Genomic DNA, 24,185 nt, shown 5'->3' with positions numbered 1-24,185 from the left:
GATAGCTCATGGCGAGCCTTCCGCCCGACCACCGGCTCGCCTATAAGCAAGCCATGAGCGATGCTGATCGAACAGACACGGGAGACGCCGCAGACGGCCAGCGGCTGGACAAGCCGGAGGGTGCGCCGTTGCGCACCGGCTGGACGACGGGCGCTTGCGCGACGGCCGCGACCAAGGCAGCGTTCACGGCACTTTTGACGCGAGACTTCCCCGACCCTGTGTCCATCACCCTTCCGAGGGGGCAAACGCCAGCCTTCGCCCTCGCGACCGAAGGCTATGCCGACGGGAGCGCGTTTGCGGGCATCGTCAAGGATGCAGGAGACGATCCGGATGTAACCCATGGTGCCACCGTAATCTCCACCGTCACACGGCTACCTCCCGGAAGCGGCATCCGCTTTGTGGCCGGCGACGGCGTCGGCACGGTGACCAAGCCCGGCCTGCCGATCGCGGTGGGTGAGGCCGCGATCAATCCGGTACCCCGCGCCATGATGACGGCCGAGATCGTGGCACTCGCCTCGCAACATCAGGTGACACCCGACGTGGAAATCAGGATCTCCGTGCCGGGCGGCAGCACCATCGCGGAAAACACATGGAATCCGAGACTGGGCATCTTGGGCGGCATATCGATCCTCGGCACGACCGGGATCGTCCACCCCTTCTCCTGTGCGGCCTGGATTCATTCGATCCACCGCGGCATCGATGTGGCACGGGCCGAAGGCCTGACGCATCTGCTCGGCGCGACAGGCTCGACCTCGGAGAAAGCCGCACAAGTCTTTCACGATCTGCCCGAGGGGGCGCTGATCGATATGGGGGACTTTGCTGGTGGATTGCTGAAATATCTCCGCGCCCATCCCGTGCCGCGCCTGACCATTGCGGGTGGTTTCGCCAAGATGTCGAAACTCGGCCAGGGCGCGCTCGATCTGCATTCGTCCCGCAGCCAGATCGACAATCGGTTCTTTCTGTCTCTGCCGGGCAGTGAATTGTTGACGGACATGCAGCGTGGCAGCGTCGAGCGGGCGAATACGGCCCTGGAAGTCCTCCAGATCCTGTCGGCTGCGGGGATAGACATCGCGCAGCCGGTCGCCGAGGCTGCGAAGCGAACAGCCGAAGGCGTGCTGCGGGACAGCGGGGTCACGGTCGATGTCCTCGTGACCGATCGCAAGGGAACGATCATCGCAAATGCCAGGTGACCCGACGATGGCGAGACAGAGGATCCTCATTCTCGGGGGGACGGCAGAAGCACGCCTCCTTGCCGAACGACTGGTCGCGGAAGGCCATCTTGTCACCACGTCGCTCGCCGGGCGGACGATCGATCCGGCAATGCCAGCCGGTGCTGTCAGGATTGGCGGCTTCGGAGGGGCCGAGGGGCTGGCCGCCTATCTGCGCCAGGAGGGTTTCTGCCGGCTGATCGACGCGACGCATCCCTTTGCACACCGCATCAGCGAAAACGCCATCAAGGCCAGTGCCATGACCGGAGTGATCCTCGAACAGCACCTGCGACCCCGCTGGCAAAAGCAACCGGGAGACCGATGGAAACCCGTGGCATCGCTCGAGGCTGCAGCCGAGACATTGCCGCCAGGCGCGACCGCATTCCTCGCCCTCGGTCGGCAGTATCTTCACGCCTTCACGACGCGAAGCGATTGCCGTTTCGTGATCCGAATGGTCGATGCACCGGAGGGACCCCTGCCGTTTGCCGATCATCTCGTGGTTCTTGGAAAACCGGCCAGCACGGCGAACCAGGAAGCGGATCTCTTCACCGCCCACGGCGTGACGCATCTGGTCTGCCGCAATTCCGGGGGGCCGGCCGGTTATGCAAAGCTGATCGCGGCCCGCAATCTCGCACTTCCGGTGATCATCATCGAACGCGACTGACGAATGGGCCTCAACGGAATTCGAAAATCTGCCGGAAAACACCGGGTGCAATGATCGACAGAGGATTGACGACGAGATTGGGCTTCGCAGTCGCACCAGTCAGCTTGAACGTTATCCCCAGCAATCCCCGATCGCGGCCATTGCCGAGAATGGCTCCGATCACCGGCAATTCACCGAACAGCCGGTTCAGACCATAGGCCGGCATGAAGGTCCCGGTGAGATCGATACGCCCGGACTTGTCGCGAACGATCCCCTGGAAGGTCGCCCCCACCTGTTCGCCACGCACGATGCCGTTCTCGACACTGAGCGTGCCGTCGACCACGGCGAGCCTTGCAAAGGCGCGTTGAAACCGGGCAGAACTGACATCGATGTTGCTGCGCACCGCGCTGTTAAGGCTGCGCCCATCCGCACCTGTCGGTGCCGTGACGATGTTTTGCAGGCGCTCTTCGTTTTCGACCCTGAAATTCCGCAGATCCAGATTGCCGCTCCAGGAACCTTCGCGCACCTCCGTCAGGCGCATATTGGCCAGCCCGCCACCGAGCCGATTATAGGTATCGAGAAAGCGCAGCACGGCACCCGCGTCACTCGTCGTCACCGACAATTCCCGCGGCCCCTCCGCCTGACGTAGCTTGCCAACCAGCGCCTGGCCGCTGCCAGTAACCCCGGAAAAATCGACGGCATTGAGCCGCCCCTTGCTGGAGGCGTAGACAAGTGAAACGCCGGAAAGCTGTTCGCCGCCGAAGCCGAGAATGCGTTCGAACTGCCCCTCGACACGCAGCGAGGTCCGCGTCGCGACAGTACCGGACCGGCTCTGCGCCGGCCTCTGGACCGTCGAAATCAGCGATCGGGCGTCAAAGGCCCGCCCGTTGGCCACGACCGTGTAGACACCCTTGTTGACGCGCACGGTGAGCGATACGTCATCTTCGGCGGACAGCCGCACGCGCGAGAATTTGGCGGCAACCAGGCCCTTGTCATTGGCGGACATCTCACCCACGGCGCCAAAGCCATCACCGTCGAGGACAAACTTCTCGATCAGTGACTGATCGCCACTTTTTGACAATTCGAACTTTGCTGTCGCCGCGATCCCCTGCCCTTTCGACCAACCGATCCACGGTATGGTGAGCGTCGCCGAGCGAAGATCGACGGAAGCGGCCTGCTTGTTGTCATCGACGCGCCGCAGTTCGAATTTCAGCGGTCCATCGACGATGTCACCGAGCCCGGGCACCAGCTTTTCCCGCATCGCGTTGTCGAGGGTCGCCGTGACAATGCGCTGGCGCTCCACCTCGCCGGCGCCGCGCCGGATCGGCTCGATCAATTCCACATCCATGGGAACATCGTCGATCCGAGCGGCGGCATCGAGCTCCGCCTTGTCCACATCGACAGACAGCGTGCCCGTGACGTCGGCAATTTGCCGGCCGTCAAACGGTTTCACGATATCGACATCCTCAAGTTCTACCGTAGCACTCCAGACGGACGGCGGCGGCGACTGGTCGGGCACCAGCCCCACCCTGATCGCGGCGCGGCCACGCACTTTTCCGGAGAAATCCTCAGGCTTGAAATCAACGACGCGCAAGGCTTCGATCGGCTTGAAGGAAACGAGTTCGGCCACGGCATCCGCCGCACCGCTGACATTGATATCGATGTCAGCCATCAACGGCTTTTCATAGCTGTTCTGCAGCACGAAACGACCACTATCCAGGTTGACCATACGCCCGGACGGGAAGAAAGACCCAGCTGATCGGATGCCGATATCGATCCGCTCTCCCACCATGTCGAAGCGACCATAGACATCGCGCAGCGGCGGGAGTTCGCCCGTCAGATTGATGCGCGCATCCTCAAGATCGAACCCGATTTTCAACTCGTCGCCGTTCAGCCGTACCGGCTTCGGCTCGATCGACAGGCGGTTCTGCGGAATGAACACATCGATCGTCCCGCGAGGAATAACACCCCCAAAGATGTTCTCCAGAACCCATTGTCTGGGCTTGGAAGCAATCCAGTAGGGCCACAACTGCTTCACCGCAGTCGATCGCATGTTTTCGACGGCAGCGTTGAAGCGGATCTCCGGCCCCGTGCCGCCGAAGCGGATCTGTAGCTTGCCGCGCATGTTGCCGTTCGGCGTGGAGACGTCGAGCGCGTCGAGTTGCAGGCGCTTGTCCTCGACGAGATAGCGACCGTAACCCTTGAGGAAGAAGGGAAATGCAGCCTCGCCGGCGCTCGGCACATAGGCGCGCCCCTCGGTCACCACGAGGTCGATGCCGAAGCCCTTGCCGAAATTCGGGCCCTCCGGCAAGCGGTCGAGATCGATCAGCCCCCCGGACAGCGGGAACACCGTCTCTCCGAAGCGGGCAACCGAATCTGCGACTTCGATGGTGCCCTTGCCGAAGTCGTAGGAGAATTTGAGCCTGGCCTCACTCAGATCCTGACGCTGACCGTCCGAATAGAAGCCGGCATTGCGGATGTTGACGGCGAGCGAGACCTGGGGGGCCTTCACGACGCTATCGGCACGACGCGCATTCAGCAGAAGCTCGGCCGAACCATCAATTCCCTGGCGCGCGGCTCCCGACATCGATCGCCGAAGCAGGAACGGCGTTACCCGCACATCGGCCACGCGCATGGTGAGCGATTGGGCGCGTCCATCGACATTGGTGGTCAGGGCGGTGAGCTCGGTCTGCTGCCCATTGACCGAAATGGCTCCGAAGACGGACAGAGAATCATCCTCGCCGCGCTCAAGCGCGATGTCGTCGATTGCGAGCGTCATCGGACGACCGCTGGTGCTGGTGGAGGCGATCTCCAGGCCGCCTATCCTCATCCGGTCGAGACCACCGCGGGCGATAATCCCCTGCAGGCGATCCAGCTGATCAAATGCACCCGCCAGATGTGTTGGGATCTCGTCGATCCGCATCCCAGAGAGGTCGAGCGGCTCGCCCTTGGGAAGGACCGTGGCGTCGAGATTGATGCCCTCGCTCACCACCTCACGGATCGAAAAGCGGCCACCAAGCAAGGCGAGAGGCTCGAGGATGAAGCGAACGGACCGGGTCAGGGCGACCTGCTGGCCGTCCACCTGCTCATGCAACGTGACGTCGCGCGCCTCGACCGTCAGCTCCAGACCATTGACAAACCGCACCTCCGTCGCGCCGATCTCCGCAACGAATTGCGGCCCGACGGCATTGTTGAGAACAGTTTGTGCGCGCTGGGCAAGTGCCGCGTCGAGCGTGCCGCTTTCGACTACCGCATAAACCCCGAAGAAGACCACCAGCCAAAGCCCGGCGAAGCCCCCGAGCACCCGCAACACGCTTCGCATCATGGAGCGCTTTGGCGGTGGACAATGCACGATGAGGGGATCTTCGGTCTGAGCAGACGGAAGGGCATGCAGCGGCACGATGTCCCGCTTGCGAAACCGTAGCTTTTCGCCCCGGATCTCCGACATGTCCTGGTGATTGTCTCCGTCGATCGATGCCGCTAACAAGTCGCTCTGGACGACGTCGGAGCGGACTATATATCGAAGACGCCCACATTCACCCACAAAACGGGCAAAAGAAAGGTTATCCCATGACGGATTTGACTGCCGGGGACATGGCCCCCGATTTCTCCCTGCCCCGCAACGGCGGCGGCACCGTTTCACTCTCCGATTTTGCCGGAAAACCGGTGATTCTCTACTTCTACCCGAAAGACGACACGAGCGGCTGCACGACAGAAGCGATCGATTTCACCGGCCTCACCGCCGAGTTTGAGAAACTCGGGGCAAGCGTGATCGGTGTCTCGCCTGATTCGGTGAAGAGCCACGACAAGTTTGCCGCCAAGCACAACCTCTCTGTCGTGCTGGCCGCCGACGAAGAGCACAAGGCGCTCGAAGCCTACGGCGTCTGGAAGGAAAAGAGCATGTACGGCAAGACCTATATGGGCGTGGAGCGCTCGACCTTCCTCATCGACAAGTCCGGCAAGATTGCCGAGGTCTGGCGCAAGGTGAAGGTACCCGGCCATGCAGAGGCCGTGCTAAAGGCGGCGCAGGCCCTCTGACATGCCCGAGAAGATGCAGCCCGAGACGGCTTTCCATTCCCTTCGCGGCGCTGCCACTCTCGCAATCCTGAGCGCCGACCTCGACGAGAAGACGGCGCTCGCTCAAACCGCAGCGATCCGCTGGCAGGAGCGACGCCTGTCTTTGCGCTCGCCGCTCGATTCGCAGCTCCCCGATCGGCCGGGCCGCCCGGACAAGCCAGAACTCGTGCCGCCCAAGGCGGTTGGGAAGCGCTCGTTGCACACCCTCCCCGGCCGAATCGCACTTCTGCATGCGCTCGCCCATATCGAACTCAACGCGGTCGACCTCGCCCTCGACATAGTCGCACGCTTTGCAAAGGAGCCTGTGCCACATTCCTTCTTCGATGGCTGGATGAAGGTGGCCTATGAGGAAGCCAAGCATTTCAAGCTGGTGCGCGACCGGTTGAGGGTACTTGGAGCCGACTATGGCGACATGCCCGCCCATGACGGGCTCTGGCAGGCGGCACATTCGACGAAGAACGACCTGACCGCCCGCCTCGCCGTGGTGCCCCTCATTCTCGAAGCCCGCGGTCTCGACGTAACCCCTTCGCTTCAAGACAAGATGCGCGAAACGGGTGACATCGAGAGCGCCGATGTGCTGAAGGTCATCTACGAAGATGAGAAGGGACACGTCGCAGTGGGGGCTAAATGGTTCCGGTTTATCTGCGCCCGCGAGAAGCGCGATCCGGCCAAGGCATTCCAGGACCTCGTGCGCGCCAACTTCCGCGGCCAATTGAAAGCGCCGTTCAACGATGTCGCCCGCGCCGAGGCCGGGCTCACCCCGTCCTTCTACCGGTCGCTGTCGTCCAAGAACAACTCGTCCGTTTGACACGCAATTCCAAACGCCTAACGGTTCATTAACCCTAATTATGCGTAACTGCTAAAGGCGGATCGGACAGGCGACTCGCCGCATCGGGCAGACGCGTGGCAGCGATCCACCCGGCATGATTGGGGGTCAGCGTGACGACGGGTTCGAACAGCCAGGTCTTCGGAAAGCGCAAGAAGCAGCACATCGTCATCCTGGCGAGCGGCGACCAGATCCGCCATATGACGATCCGTCCCTGGATGGTGGCGCTGAGCGTCTGCTTTCTCGGCATGATGGCCATCGGCTATCTCGGGGCAACAACCTATCTCGTGCTGCGCGACAACCTGATCGGCGCAACGATGGCGCGCCAGGCCCGCATGCAGCATGAATACGAAGACCGGATCGCGGCCCTGCGCGCGCAGGTCGACCGTGTCACCTCCCGCCAGCTGCTCGATCAGCAGGTGGTCGAGGATAAGGTTGAAAAACTGCTGGAACAGCAGATGGCGCTCACCTCGCGTCATGGCCGGATCGGCGAACTGCTGCAGGGCGGACAATCTCCTGACAGCCTGCCGAGCGATGGACCGGTGCCCGCCAACAAACCCGTTGTCGATGGCAAGGACCAGGCGGCCCTCTCCACCGGCACACAGGCATTTGCTGCCTTGCTCGGTGAAAACAAGTCTTCCGCCGCGGGGCGGCCAGCGGAAAAACCGGCGCTTGCCCTCGGCTATGTGCCGATGAACGGCGAAAACGTTGCCGATCGTGCCGACCGGCTCTTCTCTCACATGACCCTCTCCCTCAAGGAAATCGAGGCGGAGCAATTGCAGCGCATTGATGAACTGGCGAACGGCGCCTCCCAGACTGCCGACGAGATCGCGGCGATCCTGAAGCGCCAGGGCGTCCCGATCGATGAACAGGCATCGCTCCCGGTGGCCGATGCGATCGGCGGCCCCTATCTGGCGCCGCAGTCCGACCGCAACTTCAACGCCTCGCTCAACGCTCTCGACGCCGCATTGACGCGGCTGGAAACTGTTCGCGATACGGCCAAGCGCCTCCCCTTTGCCAACCCCGCCCCCGGCCACGAAATCACCAGCCGATTCGGCAATCGACCCGATCCGTTCTTCGGCGGGCTCGCCATGCATGCCGGCATTGATTTTCGCGCACCGACAGGCACGGAAATCCGCTCGACTGGCGCCGGCAAGGTGGTGACCGCAGGCTTTTCCGGCGGCTATGGCAACATGGTGGAAATCGACCATGGCCTCGGCCTCACGACCCGTTACGGTCATATGTCCCGTATCCTGGTCAGCGAAGGCGACGACATCGAACCAGGCCAGGTCCTCGGCCTTTCAGGCTCCACCGGCCGCTCGACGGGACCGCATCTGCACTACGAGGTCCGTCGCAACGGCGACCCTGTCGACCCCATGCGTTTCCTCAATGCCGGTATGAAGCTCACCCCGCTGATCAATTGACAGCAACTCTCGCTGCATAGAGACTGGCTGCAACCGGAGATCGCTTCGATGGACGCTTCTGCCCTCCTTACCTTCGCACTTGCCTTCTTTGTCTTCGCGGCCAGCCCCGGCCCCGACAACATGACGATCGTTGCGCGCACCGTCTCGCATGGTGCAGCATCTGGGATCGTCTATGGGCTGGGCACGCTCTGCGGCATCCTGGTCTATCTCGGCCTTGCAGCCTTCGGTCTGTCGATGATCGCTCAGGAGATGGGGCTGGTGATGACGGTGATCCGCTATGCAGGCGCGATCTATCTGATCTACATGGCCTATCGTCTGTGGACAGACGAGCCTGTCGTGCCCGATGTCACGGGCCATGAAAGCAAGAGGGACCTGGCAAAGGTCTTCGCGACCGCGATTGCACTCAACCTCGGCAATCCCAAGATGCCGCTGTTCTACCTTGCTCTGCTGCCTGGCTTCGTCGGCGCGACCTTCGGCTGGAACGACTATGCCGCACTGGCAGGTGTGATCATCCTGGTTGAGGTCGTCGTAGTCGGAGGTCATGTCTATATCGCCGGGCGGGCACGCGCCCTGATGCGGTCTCCGGCGGTCATCCGCCGAACGAATCGGATCGCAGGTTCGGCGCTCGGCCTTGCCGGTTTGCAGATCGTTTGGACAACCCGCTCCAATTAATCGTGATGATTAAGCCTTTGTAGGGTTAAATCCGGCAGTTTCCTTGACTTTCCGGCAGTTTCCTTCTATTCGCCGCAACCATTGGCGCCCGATCTCACGGGCTTTTGAGCGATGTTCGCGAGAACAGGAACGGAAACTACTTCCCTTTGACCACTTTTGCTGACCTTGGCCTGAGCCAAAAAGTCCTTTCTGCCGTCACTGATGCCGGCTACACGATCCCGACCCCAATCCAGGCAGGCGCCATTCCGCCGGCCCTGCAACGGCGGGACATTCTAGGCATTGCGCAGACTGGCACCGGCAAGACGGCATCCTTCGTTCTCCCGATGTTGACCCTGCTCGAAAAAGGCCGCGCCCGCGCCCGCATGCCGCGCACGCTCATTCTGGAGCCGACGCGCGAACTCGCAGCCCAGGTCGCCGAGAACTTCGAGAAGTATGGCAAGAATCACAAGCTCAACGTCGCGCTCCTGATCGGCGGCGTGTCCTTCGACGAGCAGGACCGCAAGCTGGAACGCGGTGCAGACGTCCTGATCTGCACGCCCGGCCGCCTGCTCGACCATTGCGAACGCGGCAAGCTCTTGATGACCGGCGTTGAAGTCTTCGTCATCGACGAAGCAGACCGCATGCTCGACATGGGCTTCATCCCCGACATCGAGCGCATCGCCAAGATGATCCCCTTCACGCGCCAGACGCTGTTCTTCTCGGCGACCATGCCGCCGGAGATCCAGAAGCTGGCCGACCAGTTCCTGCAGAACCCGGAGCGCATCGAAGTCGCCCCGCCGTCCTCGACGGCCAAGACCGTGACCCAGCGCCTGGTGGCCTGCCACAACAAGGATTACGAAAAGCGCTCGACGCTGCGTGACCTGATCCGTGCCCAGGACGACCTGAAGAACGCGATCATCTTCTGCAACCGCAAGAAGGATGTCGCCGACCTCTTCCGCTCGCTCAACCGCCACGGCTTCTCGGTCGGCGCCCTGCATGGCGACATGGACCAGCGTTCACGCACGACCATGCTGGCAAACTTCAAGGCCAATGCGATCACGCTGCTCGTCGCCTCTGACGTTGCCGCCCGCGGCCTCGACATTCCCGATGTCAGCCACGTCTTCAATTTCGACGTTCCAATCCATGCCGAAGACTATGTCCACCGCATTGGCCGTACCGGCCGTGCAGGACGGTCGGGGGCAGCCTTTACCCTGGTGACGCGCAGCGACACCAAGTTCCTCGATGCGATCGAAAAGCTGATCGACCAGAAGATCGAATGGCTTGATGGTGACCTCTCGGCGCTTCCGGCGCCGGCGGAAAGCCACGACGAAAGCCGTGGAAAACGCGGTCGCGACAAGGGTCGCGAGCGGCGCGGCGGTCATAAATCCGATACGCGCAGCGAGTATGTCAAACCGGTAGAGGAACAACAGGTGATGGAAGCGGTGAAGGTGGAAGTGGTCAAGGCAGAACCGGTAGCGGCGGAACGCAGAACGGACAAGCGCCGCGATCAGAACCCACGCAACAACCGCAACAATCCGTCGCCGGCCAATGACGACAATCGCGATCGTCGTCGCAACCGTCACCACGACCATGACGACGGCCCGACACCTGTCGGCTTCGGCGATGACATCCCCGCCTTCATGCTGATCGTCGCCGCGAAGGCCTGATCGCTTTGGGTCAGCCCGGTCTCGATTTCCCCGGTCTCGGGGTCGGCCTTGCCATCCTTCGGGATGGCAAACTGCTTTTATGCAAGCGCATGAAGGCGCCGGAGGCCGGACACTGGAACATTGTGGGCGGCAAGGTAGACCACATGGAGCCGGCAGAGCTTGCCGCGCGCCGCGAAGCAGAGGAAGAAACGGGGCTTTCGATCGGTGCGATCCGCCATCTGGGCGTGACCGAGCAGCGGATCGAGGCGGACCGCCAGCACTGGGTCTCGCTGCTTTACGTTACAGACGACACGACCGGCGAGCCACAATTGACCGAACCCGACAAGCTCTCTGAAATCGGTTTCTTCGACCTAGATGACCTGCCGCAACCGCTCTCGGTTTTCACGCAGGCTGTGCTTCCTTATCTGCGCTGATCTGCCTCCCGTTCCGTGACCCGGATCGCCGCATCGAGCGCGATCCGCGCCCATTTGGCCATCAGATCGGGATCGTCAAGTGCTTCGTCGGGGATCGTCCAATAGGGCATGGCAACGGGTTTGCCGCTCTTGCCCTCGTAGCACCAACGCTTCGCGCCGGCCTCTTCCAGCAATGTTGCGCTGAGCGCATCGCCTTTCAGCATCAGCTCGCCGCGCAGTTCGACTGCGAAGATGACGCCACGGGCATAGATGCCCTTGCCGCCGAACATCCGGCGGATGCTGACAGGTCCCACCGCCTCGAACATGTCCTCGATCGCCGCATTGTCCATGTCAGTCAGCCCTTCAGAATGCCGCCGGCCGCCAGAATAGCCTCGGGCGTGTCCACATCCAGCCGTGCAGCAGGGCCGATTTCAACATCGATGACGGCAAGGCCCGCATTCTCGATCACCGGGCGCGCGCCGATGTCGCCCTCGAGCGACTTCAATGCTTCAAAGGTCGCGGCCGGCAGGATCACCGGATTGCCGCGCTGGCCGTCGGCGACGGCGCGCACGATCGCCTTGCCACCTGACTTCGCGTAAGCACGGACAAGCGTCGCTATATCGGTTGCGGACACATTGGGCATATCGGCAAGCAACACCATCATACCCGGAAGCCCTTCGGCTTCGATCGCCGCCAGCCCGGCTTTGAGCGAGCTTGCCATGCCGCTGGCAAAGTCCCTGTTTTGTAGAACCCTCGCCCCGAGACCGGCAAGAGCATCTGCAACCTCGTCACTACGATGACCGGTGACAACAGTCACGGGACCGACCTTGGCCTCCACCGCTTGACGCACCGAGCGCCGGACCAGCGGCTCGCCCTCGAATTCGGCGAGCAGCTTGTGGCGACCGCCCTCGCCCATCCGACTGGCCCGACCGGCAGCGAGCACCACAAGGCCGAGGGCAAGAGGGTCTGCCTCTGCGGTAGCCGCAAGGCGCGGAAGTGGGCGACTCGGGATCTCCATCAGGAGACCGCCGACGCCCCAACCTGTAATCTCGATCCGATCTGGTGGGTGTCCCGCGAGGATCCGGTTCAACACCCAGTCAAAACCATTTTCCTTCGGCGACCGCGCACAGCCGGGGGCGCCGAGGACACGCACGGCGCCGACATGGCCGAGCACGAGCAGATTGCCCGGATCAACCGGCAGCCCCACCTGATCGACGACCCCGCCGGCAAGTTGGATCGCCGCAGGTATGACATCCTCGGCATCGGCAACAGCCGAAGCGCCGAAGACGACGACAAGCAATGGGTCTTCCCCCTCGTCCGCCCGGGCTCCATCCAGCGCCGCACGAATGGCCTGCGCCACCGGCTCGGCCTGGTGGACCACGCGCGTTTCGGAGACCAGGCGGCTGCCCGAGGGCGCAAGCCGCGCTTCGAGCACGCGTGCCGTCTTGTCCATCACCGACGGTTTGAGCGATGGCAGTTGCGTCGCAACCAGATGAACGCGGTGTGTCAGATAGGGCGCAACTTCAAAGGCAGAACCAGCCCGCAAGATCACGGCCGCAGCCTCGATGCTGCGGCCGGCGACTGCGAGCGGGATGATCTTGATCGTCGCGACGAGATCGCCGGCCCGCACGTCACGGCGATCGGCAAGGCAGGCGAGCGTGATTGCGGGATCGATACTGTTGAAACGATCAACCGCATGCCTGTCGGCAAGAAACAACCCATTGTCGGAAGCATAGAAGTTTACGCGCCCGGTGGAAGCGGGACTGCGGCTGAACCCGCTTGGCACGACCGCAGCCGCCAGTTTCTCTGCCGCTTCGTCCTCTGCCATATCGTCAGGATCAAGGCGGCAAGCAATGACGGACGAGACCCCCTCGGCTACAAGGCGCGCAAGATCGGCCGCCTCCAGACGATGCCCCTTTGACAGTTTTCCGGAGGCGAGCGGCTGGGAATGGGCGAGGATCGAGCCCTCGGCCGCCTCGACCGGGATCGGTCCGAACTTCATGCAGACGCCTCATCCGACGTGGAGGCCGACACCAGGCTCCGCCGCCGGAGCGACTGGATGATTTCGGCAGTTATCGCAACGGCGATCTCGGCAGGCGTTGACGCTGCTATGTCGAGGCCGATGGGAGCACGGATACGGGCGATGGTCTCAGCATCAAAGCCAGCCTCTGCCAACCGCTCCACGCGTTTCGCATGGGTTTTGCGCGACCCGAGCGCACCAACATAGAAACATCCGGCCTTGAGGGCCGCGGTGAGGCCTGGGTCGTCGATCTTCGGATCATGGGTTACCGCGACCATGGCACTGTAGCGGTCGAGCTGCATCGTTGCGAAAACGTCATCCGGCCAGTCGGCGCGCAGGTCGAGACCGGCAAACCGTTCGGGCGTGGCAAAGGCCGTGCGCGGATCGATGATTGTCACAGCGAAACCAGCAAGCGCTGCCATCGGCGCCAGAGCCTGACTGATATGGACGGCGCCGATCACCACGATCCTCGGAGGCGGCAGGTGAACATTGAGAAAGACACTCCGACCATCAACCTCAATCATGCCGGATTTTCCCGAAAGCAGCCGCTCAGCGACATCTGCGCCAAGCGCGTCAGCCGGCACCTGGTCTTCCGCCACCAGCCGGGACGTGCCGGCAGCAATGTCCGTTACCAGCACGGCGCCATGACGTTCGCGTTTCGCAGCATTCAGTGCCTTCAGCGTTGCAATATCCATCACCCGAGCCTCTCGACAAGGACCCTGATCCGCCCACCACAGGAGAGGCCGACGCGCCAAGCCGTCTCATCGGCAACACCGAATTCGAGCATCTTTGGCGTCCCGCTTTCGATGACGTCAAGCGCGTCGGTGATGACGGCTCCTTCAACGCAGCCGCCGGAGACGGAACCTTCGAAATTGCCCTCGCTGTCGATCACCAGATGGCTGCCGACAGGACGCGGTGCCGAGCCCCAGGTTTCAATGACGGTGGCGATAGCAAGAGAGCGTCCTTCCGCCTGCCAGCTTTCGGCAATCGCAAGTGGATCTCGCAGAACGGTATCAATACTCATGGCTCGCTCCTTTGGGACCCGAGATAGCGTCGCGGATCGCAATCCCGATCCGGCGCTCCAGAGAGACAGTGCACCAGATCCGACAGCGCTTCCAGATTGTGAACCGAGCGCAGTTCGTCGACATGCGGCAGCATGGCCCGCACACCCCGCGCACGCGCCTCGAAACCGGCAAAGCGCAGGAGTGGGTTGAGCCAGACGAGCCGACGGCAGGAGCGGTGAAGACGATCGGTCTCACGGGCCAGCAACTCGACCTCGCCACGCTCCAGCCCGTCTGTTATCAGCAGCACAACGGCGCCCTGGCCCAGAACGCGCCGCCCCCAATGCCGGTTGAACAACTTCAGCGTCTCGCCGATGCGCGTACCGCCGGACCAGTCGGCGACCGCCTCGTTGCACTGGGCAATGGCTTCGTCCGGGTCGCGATGCCTCAACTGGCGGGTGACATTGGTAAGCCGCGTCCCGAACAGGAAGGTATGCACCCGACGCCGACGTTCCGTCAGCACATGCAGGAAGTGCAGAAAGATCCGGGTATACTGGCTCATCGAGCCAGAAATGTCGGCGAGGATGACGAGCGGCGGCGGCTGTTGTCGGCGCTCGCGGAATTTCGGCAGCATGAGATCGCCGCCCGTGCGCAGCGACTGCCGCATCGTCGCCCGCGGATCGATGATCCGCCCGCGGGGTGACAGCCGATAGCGCCGGGTCTGGACCAGATCGAGCGGCATGGCGAGCCGTTCGATCGCACGGCGTGCCTCCTTGAGTTCCGCCGCCGTCATCTGGCCGAAGTCAAGCCGGCGAAAGACCTCCTGGCCGGAGACCGTGAGCCGCGCATCGATCTCGACATCGGGCTCGTCGCGCGGCTTCGGCTCGCAACTCTTGTCGGCAAACAGGGCGTCACTCACCCGCGCACCGCCGGCCTTGGGCTTTTGTCGCTCGCCGATTGCCGCCACCGGCGACATCAGCGCGATCATCTTGCCAACCAGGTCGCGCGAGCGCCAGAAGATCGAAAAGGCCTCATCGAAGACGGGCTGGTCCTCGTGGCGCTTGACGAAGATGGCCGAGAGCGCCGCATGAAACTCGTTGCGCGAGCCGATGCCGATCGCATCAATCGCCTCGATGGCATCGATCACGGCGCCCGGTCCTGGCTTCAGACCAGCCTTTCTCAAGACGCGGGCGAAATGCACGATGTTGTCGGCGAGCCGCCCATCACCCTGTGCCGGTGGCGGCACGACAATGCCGTCGCGTCCGCTGCCCTGGTGCGGCCCGAAGGTTTCCATCTCAGCCGGCCTTCGCCAGCAGCTCTGCCTTCACCTCGGAGAGCAGCTTTTCGCCTTCGCTCCCCTGGATGCGGGCAATGTCCTCCTGATATTTCAGGAGCGTGCCCAGCGTATCCGCAATCGTCTCCGGATCGAGTGCGAGGCGATCGAGTTCGGTAAGCGCCGTCGCCCAGTCGATGGTTTCGGCAATCCCCGGATTCTTGAAGAGATCGATGGTCCTCAGCTTCTGAACATAGGCGACGATCTGGCGGGAGAGCTGTTCGTTGCAGCCCTTGACCTTGCGCCTGATGATGGCGAGTTCGTCGGCAGCAACGGGATAGTCGACCCAATGATAGAGACAACGGCGTTTCAAAGCGTCGTGCACTTCGCGCGTCCGGTTCGATGTCACGATGACGATCGGCGGCTCGGCGGCCTTCACCGTTCCGAATTCCGGGATCGTCACCTGGAAGTCGGAGAGCACTTCGAGCAGGAAGGCTTCGAAGGCTTCATCCGTGCGGTCAAGCTCGTCGATCAGGAACACCGGCGCGCGCCCGGGCTCACCCTGCAGGGCCTGCAGCACGGGTCGGCGAATGAGGTAGCGTTCGGAGAAGATGTCACCTTCAAGCCGTGAACGGTCCGAGACCCCGGAGGCCTCAGCCATGCGGATTTCAAGCATCTGCGCAGGGTAGTTCCACTCGTAGACGGCGGAGGAAACATCGAGTCCCTCATAGCATTGCAGCCGGATCAACGGACGATCGAGGGCCTTCGCCAGCACCTTGGCGACTTCCGTCTTACCGACGCCAGCCTCGCCCTCGAGAAACAGAGGGCGTTTCATCCTCAGCGCCAGGAACAGCACGGTCGCGAGCGGCCTACCGGCCAGATAATCCTCAGCCGCAAGTAGATCGATGATCCCATCGATCGTCTCCGGCAATGCCGTTCTCGAGGTCTCCGCCATGTCTCCTCCCATGTTCGGGGAGAAGCTTATAGCGTGTGATAGCCCCGGTCCAGATAGATGAGGGATGGCTCACGGGCACCGAAATGCACCGCCTTGACCTCACCGAAGAGCACGGTGTGGGTGTTGGTCACCTTCCGGTCGGTGACGACGCAATCAAAAGCGGTGATCGCATCGGTAAGGACTGGCGAACCGGTCGACAAGATCTGCCATTCGGCGAGCGCAAAACGGTCCTCCGGGGAAAGCTTGCCGAAGCCGGCAAAGGCGTTGGCGAGATCCTGATGATGGGCGCCCAGCGTATTCAACGCGAAATGCCCGCTCTCGAAGAGCACGGCATTGCTCGGATTGCTATTGTTGAGGCAGGCAAGCACTGTCGGAGGACTGTCGGACACCGAGCAGGCGGCGGTAATCGTAACGCCGCGCCGAACACCCTGATGCTCTGTTGTAACGATCTGCACATGCCCAGCGTAGCGGCTCATGGCGTCGCGATAAAGGACCGGATCAAGACCTGCGACACTCAAATTTCCCACTCCCCTTGCTGACTTGCTTCGTCACGGGGGCAATATGGGCCGCAGGCCTTACCTTTTCCACAACACCTCGGCGTTTTCTCGGCAACACCCGATGCGAGCCCGGAAAGCCAGCATTTCCAATCGCCTGCGCTTTCGGTTAGGATCGAACCATGATGGGAGAAGCACTGATGAAACGCCTGCTCACGGCACCGATCCTGCTGGCCATTGGCCTCGCACCTGCGGCAGCGGCCGAATTGAAGCTGGCCGTCGTCGCACCGAAAGCCGGACAGTTCGAGGTCCTCGGCGACCAGGTCCGACAGGGCGCGGCATTGGCCGCCAATAAACTCTCCATTGCCCTTGTCGAGGTCGACGAGGCCTGCACCGAAGGCAGCGGCAAGGCGGTCGCGGATGCGATTGCAGCAACGGGAGCCAGAGCCGCCATCGGCTTCTTGTGCAGCGAGAGCCTGAAGGATGCCCTGCCCATTCTGGCGGAGGCCGGCGTACCTGCGTTCACGTTGTCCGTCCGCTGGAAGGGCATCATGGAGGATGCAAACAAGGCGGACTGGCCACTTTTCCGGCTGGCCCCCAATGCCGACCAGGAAGCGGCCAAGCTCTCCCAGGTGATCCTGCGCGATTGGGCCGACGCGCCGGTCGCGCTTCTGGAAGATGGCACCATCAGGGGTCGCGAATTGACCGAGGCCATCCGGATCAGCCTTGAAGAACGCGGCCTGAAGCCCGCCTTCATCGACACCTTTCGACCGGGCCAGGAACAGCAGCTGGCACTGGTCCGACGGCTGAAGACGGCTGGCGTGACCCGTGCCTTCGTCGGCGGCGACCGCAATGACGTCGCGATCATCGCCAGGGATGCCCGGTCCGAGAACTTGTCTCTGACCCTCCTCGGCGGCGAAGCGTTGCGTTCGGCCAACGAACCCGTGGCCCTCCAGGATGGCGTGCTCGCCGTAGGGCTGATCGAAACAGCGCAGGGGCCGACAGCCAGCGCACTGGCGACGGAATTTGCGGCGGCGGAAATCCAGCCCGAGGGTTACGTGGTACCTGCCCATGCAGCGGTCACCATCATCGCAGACGCCTGGGGAATCTCGACCGCCATGGGAACGCCCGTGACGGATGCCCTGGTCGGGACCACGTTCGAGACAGCGCTAGGGCCGGTGACATTCGGTGAGGATCACGAACTCACGAACAATCCCTATCGCCTGCTGCAATGGCAGGAAAACACCTTCGTCCCGGTGCCAGAACCATCCCAGTGATGTCGGTCAATCCCGGTAGGGCCAAAAGGCCTGGCTGAAGACACCGCCATCGACCCAGATGGTCTGGCCGGTGACGAACGCCGATTGCGGTCCGGCGAGGAAGAGGATCGGCCCCGCAATATCCTCCGGCGTCCCCACACGACGAAGCGGCGTGACGTCTCCCCAGGTCTTTGCATAGTCGGGTGCCTCGGCCTGGGTGCGGGCCGTTTCGATCGCCCCCGGTGCCACGCAGTTGACGCGGATCTGATGTGGTCCGAGTTCGATGGCAGAGACCTTGGTTAGCTGCTCGATTCCGCCCTTGGAAGCGGTGTAGTCGACGAGCTTGGGGAAGGCGTGCTTGTTGCAGCCGGAGCCGAGATTGATGATCGACCCCCCCTTGCCCGCCTCCACCATGCGGCGCGCGACACGCTGGGTGTTCAAAAAGGTTCCCTTGAGGTTGGTGCTGATGACGGCATCCCAGCGCTCTTCGGAAAGCTCGAGCATCGAAGCCCAGGTCTGGATCCCGGCATTGTTGACCAGCACATCAGGTGTCTGGCCCGCCCAGGCAATCAATTCGTCGAGGAAGGCTTCGATCGCTGAACTGTTGGCCACCTCGCATTCCCGGCCCACGGCCCGTCCGCCAAGCGCTGCGGCCTCCGCCTCGACTTCGGCAGCGGCATCACTCTGGCCAAGATGGGTGAAGGCGACGTCATAACCGTCGCGCACGAAGGCGGACACAAGGTGCCGACCGATGCCGGAGCTGCCGCCGGTGATGATTGCGAACTTGGCCATGTCGTCCTCCCACACTGCTTTGATGTGTCCGAGGGATGCAGGGCCAGGCGGCGATCGTCAAGGGCAGGCATGGGGATGGGGCTTTCTCATCCCAAGGCATGGTTGCCGCCCGGGGTCGCCGATGCTATGCGGACGCCGAGCCATCGCCCCGTCTGCCAAGGCAATCAACGCCCGGACGGCGCGCAACCGTCCTGCCCGTCGAGGATACCAAGATGACCCGCCCTCTCCTGATCTCGCCCTCCATTCTCGCAGCCGATTTTTCCCGCCTCGGCGAAGAAGTCCGCGATGTCGTCGATGCCGGCGCGGAATGGGTGCATCTCGACGTCATGGACGGCCATTTCGTGCCGAACATCTCCTTCGGCCCGGCGGTGATCAAGGCGCTGCGCCGGCACACCAAGGCTGTGTTCGATTGCCATCTGATGATCGCGCCTGCCGATCCCTATCTGGCGGCCTTTGCCGATGCTGGCTGTGACATCATCACCGTCCATGCCGAGGCCGGCCCGCATCTACATCGTTCGCTGCAGACCATCCGGGCCCTCGGCAAGAAGGCCGGCGTTTCGCTCAACCCGGCAACCCCCCTTTCGATCCTTGAACATGTCATGGATGATCTCGACCTGATCCTGATCATGAGCGTCAACCCGGGCTTCGGCGGCCAGAAGTATATTCCCGCCATGACCGACAAGATCGCCAAGGCCCATGCCCTGATCGGCAACCGCCCGATCGACCTCGAAGTCGACGGTGGCGTGACGGCTGATAATGCCGCGGAGATCGCCAAGGCCGGCGCCAATGCGCTCGTCGCGGGATCCGCGATCTTCAAGGGCAAGGGCGTTGACGACTACCGCAAGACGGTCGACACTCTGCGCAAGGCAGCCGAGGGAGGTCGCGGTTGAGGATCACGCTTTCCGCCATTGCACTCGTTCTCCTGACGGCCACAGCCGTCAGCGCCGGCGACGTGGCGGAGATGCGGCCGATCGGCTTCTCCCCGGACGGAAGATTCTTTGCCTTCGAGCAATTCGGTCAACAGGACGGCTCCGGTTTCGCCTACGCGGAAATCCAGGTGATCGATACGCAAACCGACGCATACGTGCCCGGCACACCGGTTTCGGTCTTGATCCGTCGCGAAGAAGCATCGGTCGGCGAAGCGCGGCGTGACAGCCTCGCTCAGGCAAAGACGATCCTCGACATCAGAAAGATCGGTGACGACCCGGGCTTTCTGGTCGCCCTGTCGCCGATTGGGGAATTGGCGGAACAGGTACGCGAGCTGCGCTACCAGGCCTTCCCGAGTTTCTACATTTCCGACGGCATCCATCGACTGTCTCTGGAAGAATTCGGCGCTGAGGGCCTGGAACTCTGCCGCAGCATGAAAGTCGATGTTCAGGGCTTTGCGCTATCGCTCGCCGATGACAAGAAGCCTGACACGCGGCGCGAGGTCTATCGCGACAAGTCCGTCCCGAAGAGCCGCAACTGCCCGAGCGCCTATGCGATCGGCGGCGTGGTGACACCTGCCATGGGCTCGCCCGCGCCGCACATGGTCATGATCCAGGTCGTCTCCCTTGGCTTCGAGGGCAACAATTTGCGCTGGCTCGCCGTTCCGGTGAAGCCTTGACGCAGTGGCGATGGTTTCCACCGGCTGCATTGTGGATCTCCGGTTCGATCGCATGGGGCTTTGCCATGGCGGCAAGCTTCCTGCTCTCGGTCCATGTCTTCGGTCGCGCCACCGGCAGCCATGATCTCGGCCTAACGGCTATCTACGCAGGCGGTGGCCTCCTGGGCTGGCTCGTCGCGCTGCCGCTGATCCACCTCGCGACCCAGAGGCGTCGGCCATCCGTGGTCCTGGCTGGATGGGTGCTGCTGCTGGGCGTTGTCACCATCGGCGCAACGGCCGGCCTCTACGCGCTGCAATACCGCCATTTCTATGCCCATTGGCATGCGCCCTTTGCCTCACGCATCTGGGGCTACCAGATGTTCTACACGACCGCCGTTGCGCTCTATCAGTTCGCAGTGCTGGGTGTGCGGCATCTCTTGCCGGCCGGTTTTGCCATGCTTATCGTCTTGAGCGTGGTGATGGCCCGCCGCAGCCGTTGAGCTTGCCGCCCCACTTTGCTAAGGGGGGCCAGCATTTTCCAAGTCCAACGAAAGACGAGCCCGATGATCCCGCGTTACTCCCGGCCGGAAATGGTCGCCATCTGGTCCCCCGAAACCAAGTTCCGCATCTGGTTCGAGATCGAGGCCCATGCCTGCGACGCGCTCGCCGATCTCGGTGTGATCCCCAAGGAATCCGCCCGCACCATCTGGGAAAAGGGTGGCCCGGCCGAATTTGACGTCGCCCGCATCGACGAGATCGAAGCCGTGACAAAGCACGACGTCATCGCCTTCCTGACGCATCTCGCCGAATTCATCGGCCCGGATAGCCGCTTCGTCCACCAGGGCATGACCTCGTCGGACGTGCTCGACACGACGCTCAACATCCAGCTGGTGCGCGCCGCTGACATCCTGATCGCCGGCATGGACCGCGTGCTGGCAGCCCTCAAGGCCCGCGCCTTCGAGCACAAGGACACGGTCCGGATCGGCCGCAGCCACGGCATCCATGCCGAGCCGACGACGATGGGTCTCACCTTCGCACGCTTCTATGCCGAAATGGCCCGCAACCGCGACCGTCTCGTCAACGCCCGTGCGGAAGTTGCGACCGGTGCGATCTCCGGCGCCGTCGGCACCTTTGCCAATATCGACCCGCGCGTCGAAGAGCATGTTTGCGCAAAGCTCGGCCTCGTGCCGGAGCCAATCTCGACCCAGGTCATCCCGCGCGATCGTCACGCGATGTTCTTCGCCACCCTCGGCGTCATCGCTTCTTCGATCGAAAATGTCGCGATCGAAATCCGCCACATGCAGCGCACCGAAGTGCTTGAAGCCGAAGAGTTCTTCTCGCCGGGCCAGAAGGGTTCGTCGGCCATGCCGCACAAGCGCAACCCGGTTCTGACCGAAAACCTGACCGGCCTCGCCCGGCTCGTTCGCATGTCGGTCGTTCCTGCCATGGAAAACGTGGCCCTCTGGCACGAGCGCGACATCAGCCACTCGAGCGTCGAGCGCGCCATCGGCCCCGACACAACCATTACCCTTGATTTCGCCCTCAACCGTCTGGCCGGCGTCATCGAGAAGCTGGTCATCTACCCCGAGAACATGTTGAAGAACATGAACAAGTTCAAGGGCCTGGTCATGAGCCAGCGCGTGCTTCTGGCACTTACTCAGGCCGGCGTCTCGCGTGAGGACAGCTACCGTCTCGTCCAGCGCAATGCGATGAAGGTCTGGGAAAAGGGTGCCGACTTCCTGGAAGAGCTGTTCGGCGACGAAGAGGTTCGCGCCGCGCTTTCGGAAGAAGACATCCGCGAGAAGTTCGACCTCGGCTATCACACCAAGCACGTCGACACGATTTTCGCCCGCGTCTTCGGTTGACCGGACGCGGCAACGCGACAAGATGAACTGGCGGGCGCGGAGAAATCCGCGCCCGATCTGTTTCGCCGCAAGGAGCTCGGCATGAAACCCCTGTCGCGTCTCGCGGCAACCGCGGTCTACACCGTAGCGCTGCTCGGCATCTGGCTTCTCGGGGGAAGCAAATATGACTGGATGTCCGATATCGATCCGGCCTTTGCCGACGCTACGTTCGAAACGCACGGCAGCCGCGAGGTCGCTACCGCCGTTTTTGTCGTCATCGCCTTGTGCGCAACCGCGTTCCTCGCAAGGTCAGGCAAGGAGAGAGGCAACCGGGTTACACCTCTCATCCTGTCTCTGCTCGCGATTCTGGTATACGTCGCCAGCCGCGCGTAAGCCCGGTTCGCGGCGCTAGGCCACCAACCGGCGATAAAAGTGCCAGGTCGCGTGACCAAGGACGGGCACGATGACCACCAGCCCGACCATCAGCGTCGCCATTCCGAGGGCCAGAAGACCCGCGACCATCACGCCCCAGACCGCCACCGGGACCGGATTGGCAAGGCTGGCGCGCACCGAGGTGGCGACTGCAGATGCTGCCCCGCAATCTCGATCGAGCAGCATCGGAAATGCCACGAGGCTGATCACCAGGGCGACGAGGGCCAGCACGAAGCCGATACCATTGCTCCAGAACAGGAATGCCACTGCATTCGGATGTTCGAAGACACCGCTGGCGAATGCGAAAACGCCCGGCGCCGGATAGTCACCGATCATGGAGAGGTAGAGCCCGCGTGAGACGACCAGCCAGATCATGAACAATGTCAGGAGATAGGTGCTCATCATCAGAAGCGATGGCAATGACGGGGACTTGCCGAGATCGAGCACGTTGGACCAGTCGGCCGGCTGGCCAAGTTCCCGCCGACGACTGATCTCCATCAGCCCGAGTGCCGGAAGCGGCCCGACGAGAGTAAAACCGGTCAGCAGCGGATAGACCATCGGCAACAGCTCGATGCCCGCACTCCAGCCGATCATCACTGCACCGGCGATGGGATAGATGAGCGCCACGAAAGCGTAATGGGAAGGCTTTTCGCGAAAATCCTCATAGCCTTCGCGCAGCGCCGCAAAGACATCGGACACAGCAATACGGCGTACAGAGGGCCGGACGATGGTGCCACTGGCACCGGTCATGACATGAAAAGTCGACATTCTCACTTCCTCCTCAAACAACGGGGTCTGCAAGCTGCAAAGTGAAATGCGGGACGGCGTCGGGGCATACCGGGCGCAACGGGGCGGCGTCGCGGTCAACCTCACCGTCAATCATCGGACCGACATGGCGGATACGATCAATAGGAAATTAGGTTATCAGGTAAACCCCTGCCTGTCGCGCAAGAATGCACGCACGACGCCGTGAACGCCTCAGGACCTCGCTGATGGACCGGGACAGCCGGCATCGATATTTCTGCCTTCCGAACACCGGGTAAATCTTGACGTCGCCGCGACACGACAGCAGATAAGGGCCATGAAAGTCTCTGAAGCAGAAATCCTGATCGTCCCCGGCTATACCAATTCGGGTCCTGACCATTGGCAGACCCGCTGGGAAGCGAAACTGTCGACCGCCCGGCGCGTCGAACAGGCAGAGTGGTCAAAGCCCCTGCGCGAGGACTGGGTGGCGCGTGTGGCCGAGGAGGTGAATGCGGCGACCAGGCCGGTCGTACTCGTTGCCCATTCACTCGGTGTCCCCGCGATCGTGCACGCGATACCGGAAATGAAGCAGCACGTGGCAGGCGCTTTCCTTGTCGCGCCTCCGGATGTGGCCAATCCGGACATCCGTCCGAAGCATCTGATGACCTTCGGTCCCTATCCAAGATTGCCCCTGCCCTTTCCCTCGATCGTGATCGCCAGCCGCAACGATCCCTTCGGCGAATTCGCCCATGCCGAGGACATCGCCAATGCCTGGGGATCCTTCCTGATCGACGCGGGCGAATCAGGGCACATCAACTCAGAATCCGGTCATGGCCCCTGGCCGGAGGGGACGATGGTCTTCGCACAGTTCCTTGGCCGGCTGTGAACCAAGCCTGCCGGC

General features: G+C 62.6%; 25 protein-coding genes. 15 read left to right on the top strand and 10 right to left on the bottom strand.

The window, feature by feature from the left end; genetic code table 11:
* Positions 1–53 precede the first annotated feature (53 nt).
* Positions 54–1,190, top strand: coding sequence for a cobalt-precorrin-5B (C(1))-methyltransferase (locus tag J2045_RS12705; protein ID WP_307373164.1), 1,137 nt, complete (start codon positions 54–56; stop codon positions 1,188–1,190).
* Between the two features lie 7 nt (positions 1,191–1,197).
* Complete coding sequence (locus tag J2045_RS12700) at positions 1,198–1,872, top strand: cobalt-precorrin-6A reductase (RefSeq protein ID WP_307373162.1); 675 nt, start codon at positions 1,198–1,200, stop codon at positions 1,870–1,872.
* A gap of 10 nt (positions 1,873–1,882) precedes the next feature.
* Here J2045_RS12700 and J2045_RS12695 read toward each other — a convergent pair whose 3' ends face one another.
* Positions 1,883–5,299 carry a DUF3971 domain-containing protein gene (locus J2045_RS12695; RefSeq protein ID WP_307373160.1) on the bottom strand — a complete coding sequence of 1,139 codons (3,417 nt, stop codon included), beginning with the start codon at positions 5,297–5,299 and terminating at the stop codon, positions 1,883–1,885.
* 122 nt (positions 5,300–5,421) lie between these two features.
* Between J2045_RS12695 and bcp the strand changes: the two genes are divergently transcribed.
* The 6 genes from bcp (at position 5,422) to J2045_RS12665 (ending at position 10,909) form a co-directional block, all read left to right on the top strand.
* Entirely contained in the window at positions 5,422–5,889 is a 468-nt protein-coding gene (bcp, locus tag J2045_RS12690; protein WP_307373158.1) for a thioredoxin-dependent thiol peroxidase, read from the top strand.
* A 1-nt stretch (position 5,890) separates the two neighbouring features.
* Positions 5,891–6,736, top strand: coding sequence for a ferritin-like domain-containing protein (locus tag J2045_RS12685; RefSeq protein ID WP_307373156.1), 846 nt, complete (start codon positions 5,891–5,893; stop codon positions 6,734–6,736).
* A gap of 131 nt (positions 6,737–6,867) precedes the next feature.
* A complete protein-coding gene (locus tag J2045_RS12680) occupies positions 6,868–8,178 on the top strand; it encodes a M23 family metallopeptidase (RefSeq protein WP_307373154.1) in 1,311 nt (436 codons plus the stop codon).
* A 48-nt stretch (positions 8,179–8,226) separates the two neighbouring features.
* Positions 8,227–8,850 (top strand): LysE family translocator, encoded by a 624-nt coding sequence (locus tag J2045_RS12675; protein ID WP_307373152.1) that lies wholly within the window; start codon positions 8,227–8,229, stop codon positions 8,848–8,850.
* A 146-nt stretch (positions 8,851–8,996) separates the two neighbouring features.
* Entirely contained in the window at positions 8,997–10,496 is a 1,500-nt protein-coding gene (locus J2045_RS12670) for a DEAD/DEAH box helicase (protein ID WP_307373151.1), read from the top strand.
* Between the two features lie 5 nt (positions 10,497–10,501).
* A complete protein-coding gene (locus J2045_RS12665; RefSeq protein ID WP_307373149.1) occupies positions 10,502–10,909 on the top strand; it encodes an NUDIX domain-containing protein in 408 nt (135 codons plus the stop codon).
* Here the strand turns inward: J2045_RS12665 and J2045_RS12660 are convergent.
* From J2045_RS12660 to J2045_RS12630, 7 genes are read right to left on the bottom strand one after another with little or no spacing between them, the layout of a single operon-like run.
* A complete protein-coding gene (locus tag J2045_RS12660; protein WP_307373147.1) occupies positions 10,897–11,238 on the bottom strand; it encodes a TfoX/Sxy family protein in 342 nt (113 codons plus the stop codon). The two genes, J2045_RS12665 and J2045_RS12660, sit on opposite strands and share 13 nt — an antisense overlap.
* Positions 11,239–11,243: 5 nt before the next feature.
* Positions 11,244–12,890 carry an NTP transferase domain-containing protein gene (locus J2045_RS12655; protein WP_307373145.1) on the bottom strand — a complete coding sequence of 549 codons (1,647 nt, stop codon included), beginning with the start codon at positions 12,888–12,890 and terminating at the stop codon, positions 11,244–11,246.
* Positions 12,887–13,603, bottom strand: coding sequence for an XdhC family protein (locus J2045_RS12650; protein ID WP_307373142.1), 717 nt, complete (start codon positions 13,601–13,603; stop codon positions 12,887–12,889). Before J2045_RS12650 ends, J2045_RS12655 begins: the two co-directional genes overlap by 4 nt.
* Entirely contained in the window at positions 13,603–13,932 is a 330-nt protein-coding gene (locus J2045_RS12645) for an XdhC family protein (RefSeq protein ID WP_307373140.1), read from the bottom strand. The genes J2045_RS12650 and J2045_RS12645 overlap by 1 nt, the downstream gene beginning before the upstream one ends.
* Positions 13,929–15,203: a vWA domain-containing protein gene (locus J2045_RS12640; protein ID WP_307373138.1), complete on the bottom strand. Its 1,275-nt coding sequence runs from the start codon at positions 15,201–15,203 to the stop codon at positions 13,929–13,931. Before J2045_RS12640 ends, J2045_RS12645 begins: the two co-directional genes overlap by 4 nt.
* A 1-nt stretch (position 15,204) precedes the next feature.
* On the bottom strand, positions 15,205–16,137 hold the full coding sequence (locus J2045_RS12635; RefSeq protein WP_307373136.1) for an AAA family ATPase: 933 nt from the start codon (positions 16,135–16,137) through the stop codon (positions 15,205–15,207).
* Between the two features lie 26 nt (positions 16,138–16,163).
* Positions 16,164–16,613 (bottom strand): flavin reductase, encoded by a 450-nt coding sequence (locus J2045_RS12630; RefSeq protein ID WP_307373341.1) that lies wholly within the window; start codon positions 16,611–16,613, stop codon positions 16,164–16,166.
* A 218-nt stretch (positions 16,614–16,831) separates the two neighbouring features.
* On the opposite strand from J2045_RS12630, the gene J2045_RS12625 reads away from it, so the two are divergent.
* Positions 16,832–17,908: an ABC transporter substrate-binding protein gene (locus tag J2045_RS12625; RefSeq protein ID WP_307373134.1), complete on the top strand. Its 1,077-nt coding sequence runs from the start codon at positions 16,832–16,834 to the stop codon at positions 17,906–17,908.
* Positions 17,909–17,914: 6 nt separating this feature from the next.
* Here the strand turns inward: J2045_RS12625 and J2045_RS12620 are convergent, their stop codons facing one another.
* A complete protein-coding gene (locus J2045_RS12620) occupies positions 17,915–18,679 on the bottom strand; it encodes an SDR family NAD(P)-dependent oxidoreductase (protein WP_307373132.1) in 765 nt (254 codons plus the stop codon).
* Positions 18,680–18,891: 212 nt separating this feature from the next.
* On the opposite strand from J2045_RS12620, the gene rpe reads away from it, so the two are divergent.
* From rpe to J2045_RS12595, 5 genes are all read left to right on the top strand, one after another.
* Positions 18,892–19,569, top strand: a complete 678-nt coding sequence (gene rpe / locus J2045_RS12615) for a ribulose-phosphate 3-epimerase (protein ID WP_307373130.1) — start codon at positions 18,892–18,894, stop codon at positions 19,567–19,569.
* The gene (locus J2045_RS12610; protein ID WP_307373129.1) at positions 19,566–20,285 is read left to right on the top strand and encodes a DUF2259 domain-containing protein; all 720 of its coding nucleotides are present in this window, start codon (positions 19,566–19,568) and stop codon (positions 20,283–20,285) included. Before rpe ends, J2045_RS12610 begins: the two co-directional genes overlap by 4 nt.
* Positions 20,282–20,764: a hypothetical protein gene (locus J2045_RS12605; protein WP_307373127.1), complete on the top strand. Its 483-nt coding sequence runs from the start codon at positions 20,282–20,284 to the stop codon at positions 20,762–20,764. Before J2045_RS12610 ends, J2045_RS12605 begins: the two co-directional genes overlap by 4 nt.
* A gap of 63 nt (positions 20,765–20,827) precedes the next feature.
* Positions 20,828–22,129, top strand: coding sequence for an adenylosuccinate lyase (gene purB / locus J2045_RS12600; protein WP_307373126.1), 1,302 nt, complete (start codon positions 20,828–20,830; stop codon positions 22,127–22,129).
* 81 nt (positions 22,130–22,210) lie between these two features.
* Positions 22,211–22,501: a hypothetical protein gene (locus J2045_RS12595; protein WP_307373125.1), complete on the top strand. Its 291-nt coding sequence runs from the start codon at positions 22,211–22,213 to the stop codon at positions 22,499–22,501.
* A gap of 15 nt (positions 22,502–22,516) precedes the next feature.
* Here the strand turns inward: J2045_RS12595 and J2045_RS12590 are convergent, their stop codons facing one another.
* Positions 22,517–23,308 (bottom strand): DUF2189 domain-containing protein, encoded by a 792-nt coding sequence (locus tag J2045_RS12590; protein WP_307373124.1) that lies wholly within the window; start codon positions 23,306–23,308, stop codon positions 22,517–22,519.
* 313 nt (positions 23,309–23,621) lie between these two features.
* Between J2045_RS12590 and J2045_RS12585 the strand changes: the two genes are divergently transcribed.
* The gene (locus J2045_RS12585; protein ID WP_307373123.1) at positions 23,622–24,170 is read left to right on the top strand and encodes an RBBP9/YdeN family alpha/beta hydrolase; all 549 of its coding nucleotides are present in this window, start codon (positions 23,622–23,624) and stop codon (positions 24,168–24,170) included.
* Positions 24,171–24,185 lie beyond the last annotated feature (15 nt).

It is taken from the genome of Peteryoungia aggregata LMG 23059, assembly GCF_030814435.1.
GTDB lineage: Bacteria > Pseudomonadota > Alphaproteobacteria > Rhizobiales > Rhizobiaceae > Allorhizobium > Allorhizobium aggregatum.
The sequence above is the reverse complement of the archived record's forward strand: the minus strand, read 5'-3'. Positions and strand labels throughout refer to the sequence as shown.

Bases quoted from the DNA above. Each gene is read 5' to 3' on its own strand.
- J2045_RS12705 (WP_307373164.1), top strand. From the start codon at position 54: ATGAGCGATGCTGATCGAACAGACACGGGAGACGCCGCAGACGGCCAG.
- J2045_RS12700 (WP_307373162.1), top strand. From the start codon at position 1,198: ATGGCGAGACAGAGGATCCTCATTCTCGGGGGGACGGCAGAAGCACGC.
- J2045_RS12695 (WP_307373160.1), bottom strand. From the start codon at position 5,299: ATGTCGGAGATCCGGGGCGAAAAGCTACGGTTTCGCAAGCGGGACATC.
- bcp (WP_307373158.1), top strand. From the start codon at position 5,422: ATGACGGATTTGACTGCCGGGGACATGGCCCCCGATTTCTCCCTGCCC.
- J2045_RS12685 (WP_307373156.1), top strand. From the start codon at position 5,891: ATGCCCGAGAAGATGCAGCCCGAGACGGCTTTCCATTCCCTTCGCGGC.
- J2045_RS12675 (WP_307373152.1), top strand. From the start codon at position 8,227: ATGGACGCTTCTGCCCTCCTTACCTTCGCACTTGCCTTCTTTGTCTTC.
- J2045_RS12660 (WP_307373147.1), bottom strand. From the start codon at position 11,238: ATGGACAATGCGGCGATCGAGGACATGTTCGAGGCGGTGGGACCTGTC.
- J2045_RS12655 (WP_307373145.1), bottom strand. From the start codon at position 12,890: ATGAAGTTCGGACCGATCCCGGTCGAGGCGGCCGAGGGCTCGATCCTC.
- J2045_RS12650 (WP_307373142.1), bottom strand. From the start codon at position 13,603: ATGGATATTGCAACGCTGAAGGCACTGAATGCTGCGAAACGCGAACGT.
- J2045_RS12645 (WP_307373140.1), bottom strand. From the start codon at position 13,932: ATGAGTATTGATACCGTTCTGCGAGATCCACTTGCGATTGCCGAAAGC.
- J2045_RS12640 (WP_307373138.1), bottom strand. From the start codon at position 15,203: ATGGAAACCTTCGGGCCGCACCAGGGCAGCGGACGCGACGGCATTGTC.
- J2045_RS12635 (WP_307373136.1), bottom strand. From the start codon at position 16,137: ATGGCGGAGACCTCGAGAACGGCATTGCCGGAGACGATCGATGGGATC.
- J2045_RS12630 (WP_307373341.1), bottom strand. From the start codon at position 16,613: ATGAGCCGCTACGCTGGGCATGTGCAGATCGTTACAACAGAGCATCAG.
- J2045_RS12625 (WP_307373134.1), top strand. From the start codon at position 16,832: ATGAAACGCCTGCTCACGGCACCGATCCTGCTGGCCATTGGCCTCGCA.
- J2045_RS12620 (WP_307373132.1), bottom strand. From the start codon at position 18,679: ATGGCCAAGTTCGCAATCATCACCGGCGGCAGCTCCGGCATCGGTCGG.
- rpe (WP_307373130.1), top strand. From the start codon at position 18,892: ATGACCCGCCCTCTCCTGATCTCGCCCTCCATTCTCGCAGCCGATTTT.
- purB (WP_307373126.1), top strand. From the start codon at position 20,828: ATGATCCCGCGTTACTCCCGGCCGGAAATGGTCGCCATCTGGTCCCCC.
- J2045_RS12595 (WP_307373125.1), top strand. From the start codon at position 22,211: ATGAAACCCCTGTCGCGTCTCGCGGCAACCGCGGTCTACACCGTAGCG.
- J2045_RS12590 (WP_307373124.1), bottom strand. From the start codon at position 23,308: ATGTCGACTTTTCATGTCATGACCGGTGCCAGTGGCACCATCGTCCGG.
- J2045_RS12585 (WP_307373123.1), top strand. From the start codon at position 23,622: ATGAAAGTCTCTGAAGCAGAAATCCTGATCGTCCCCGGCTATACCAAT.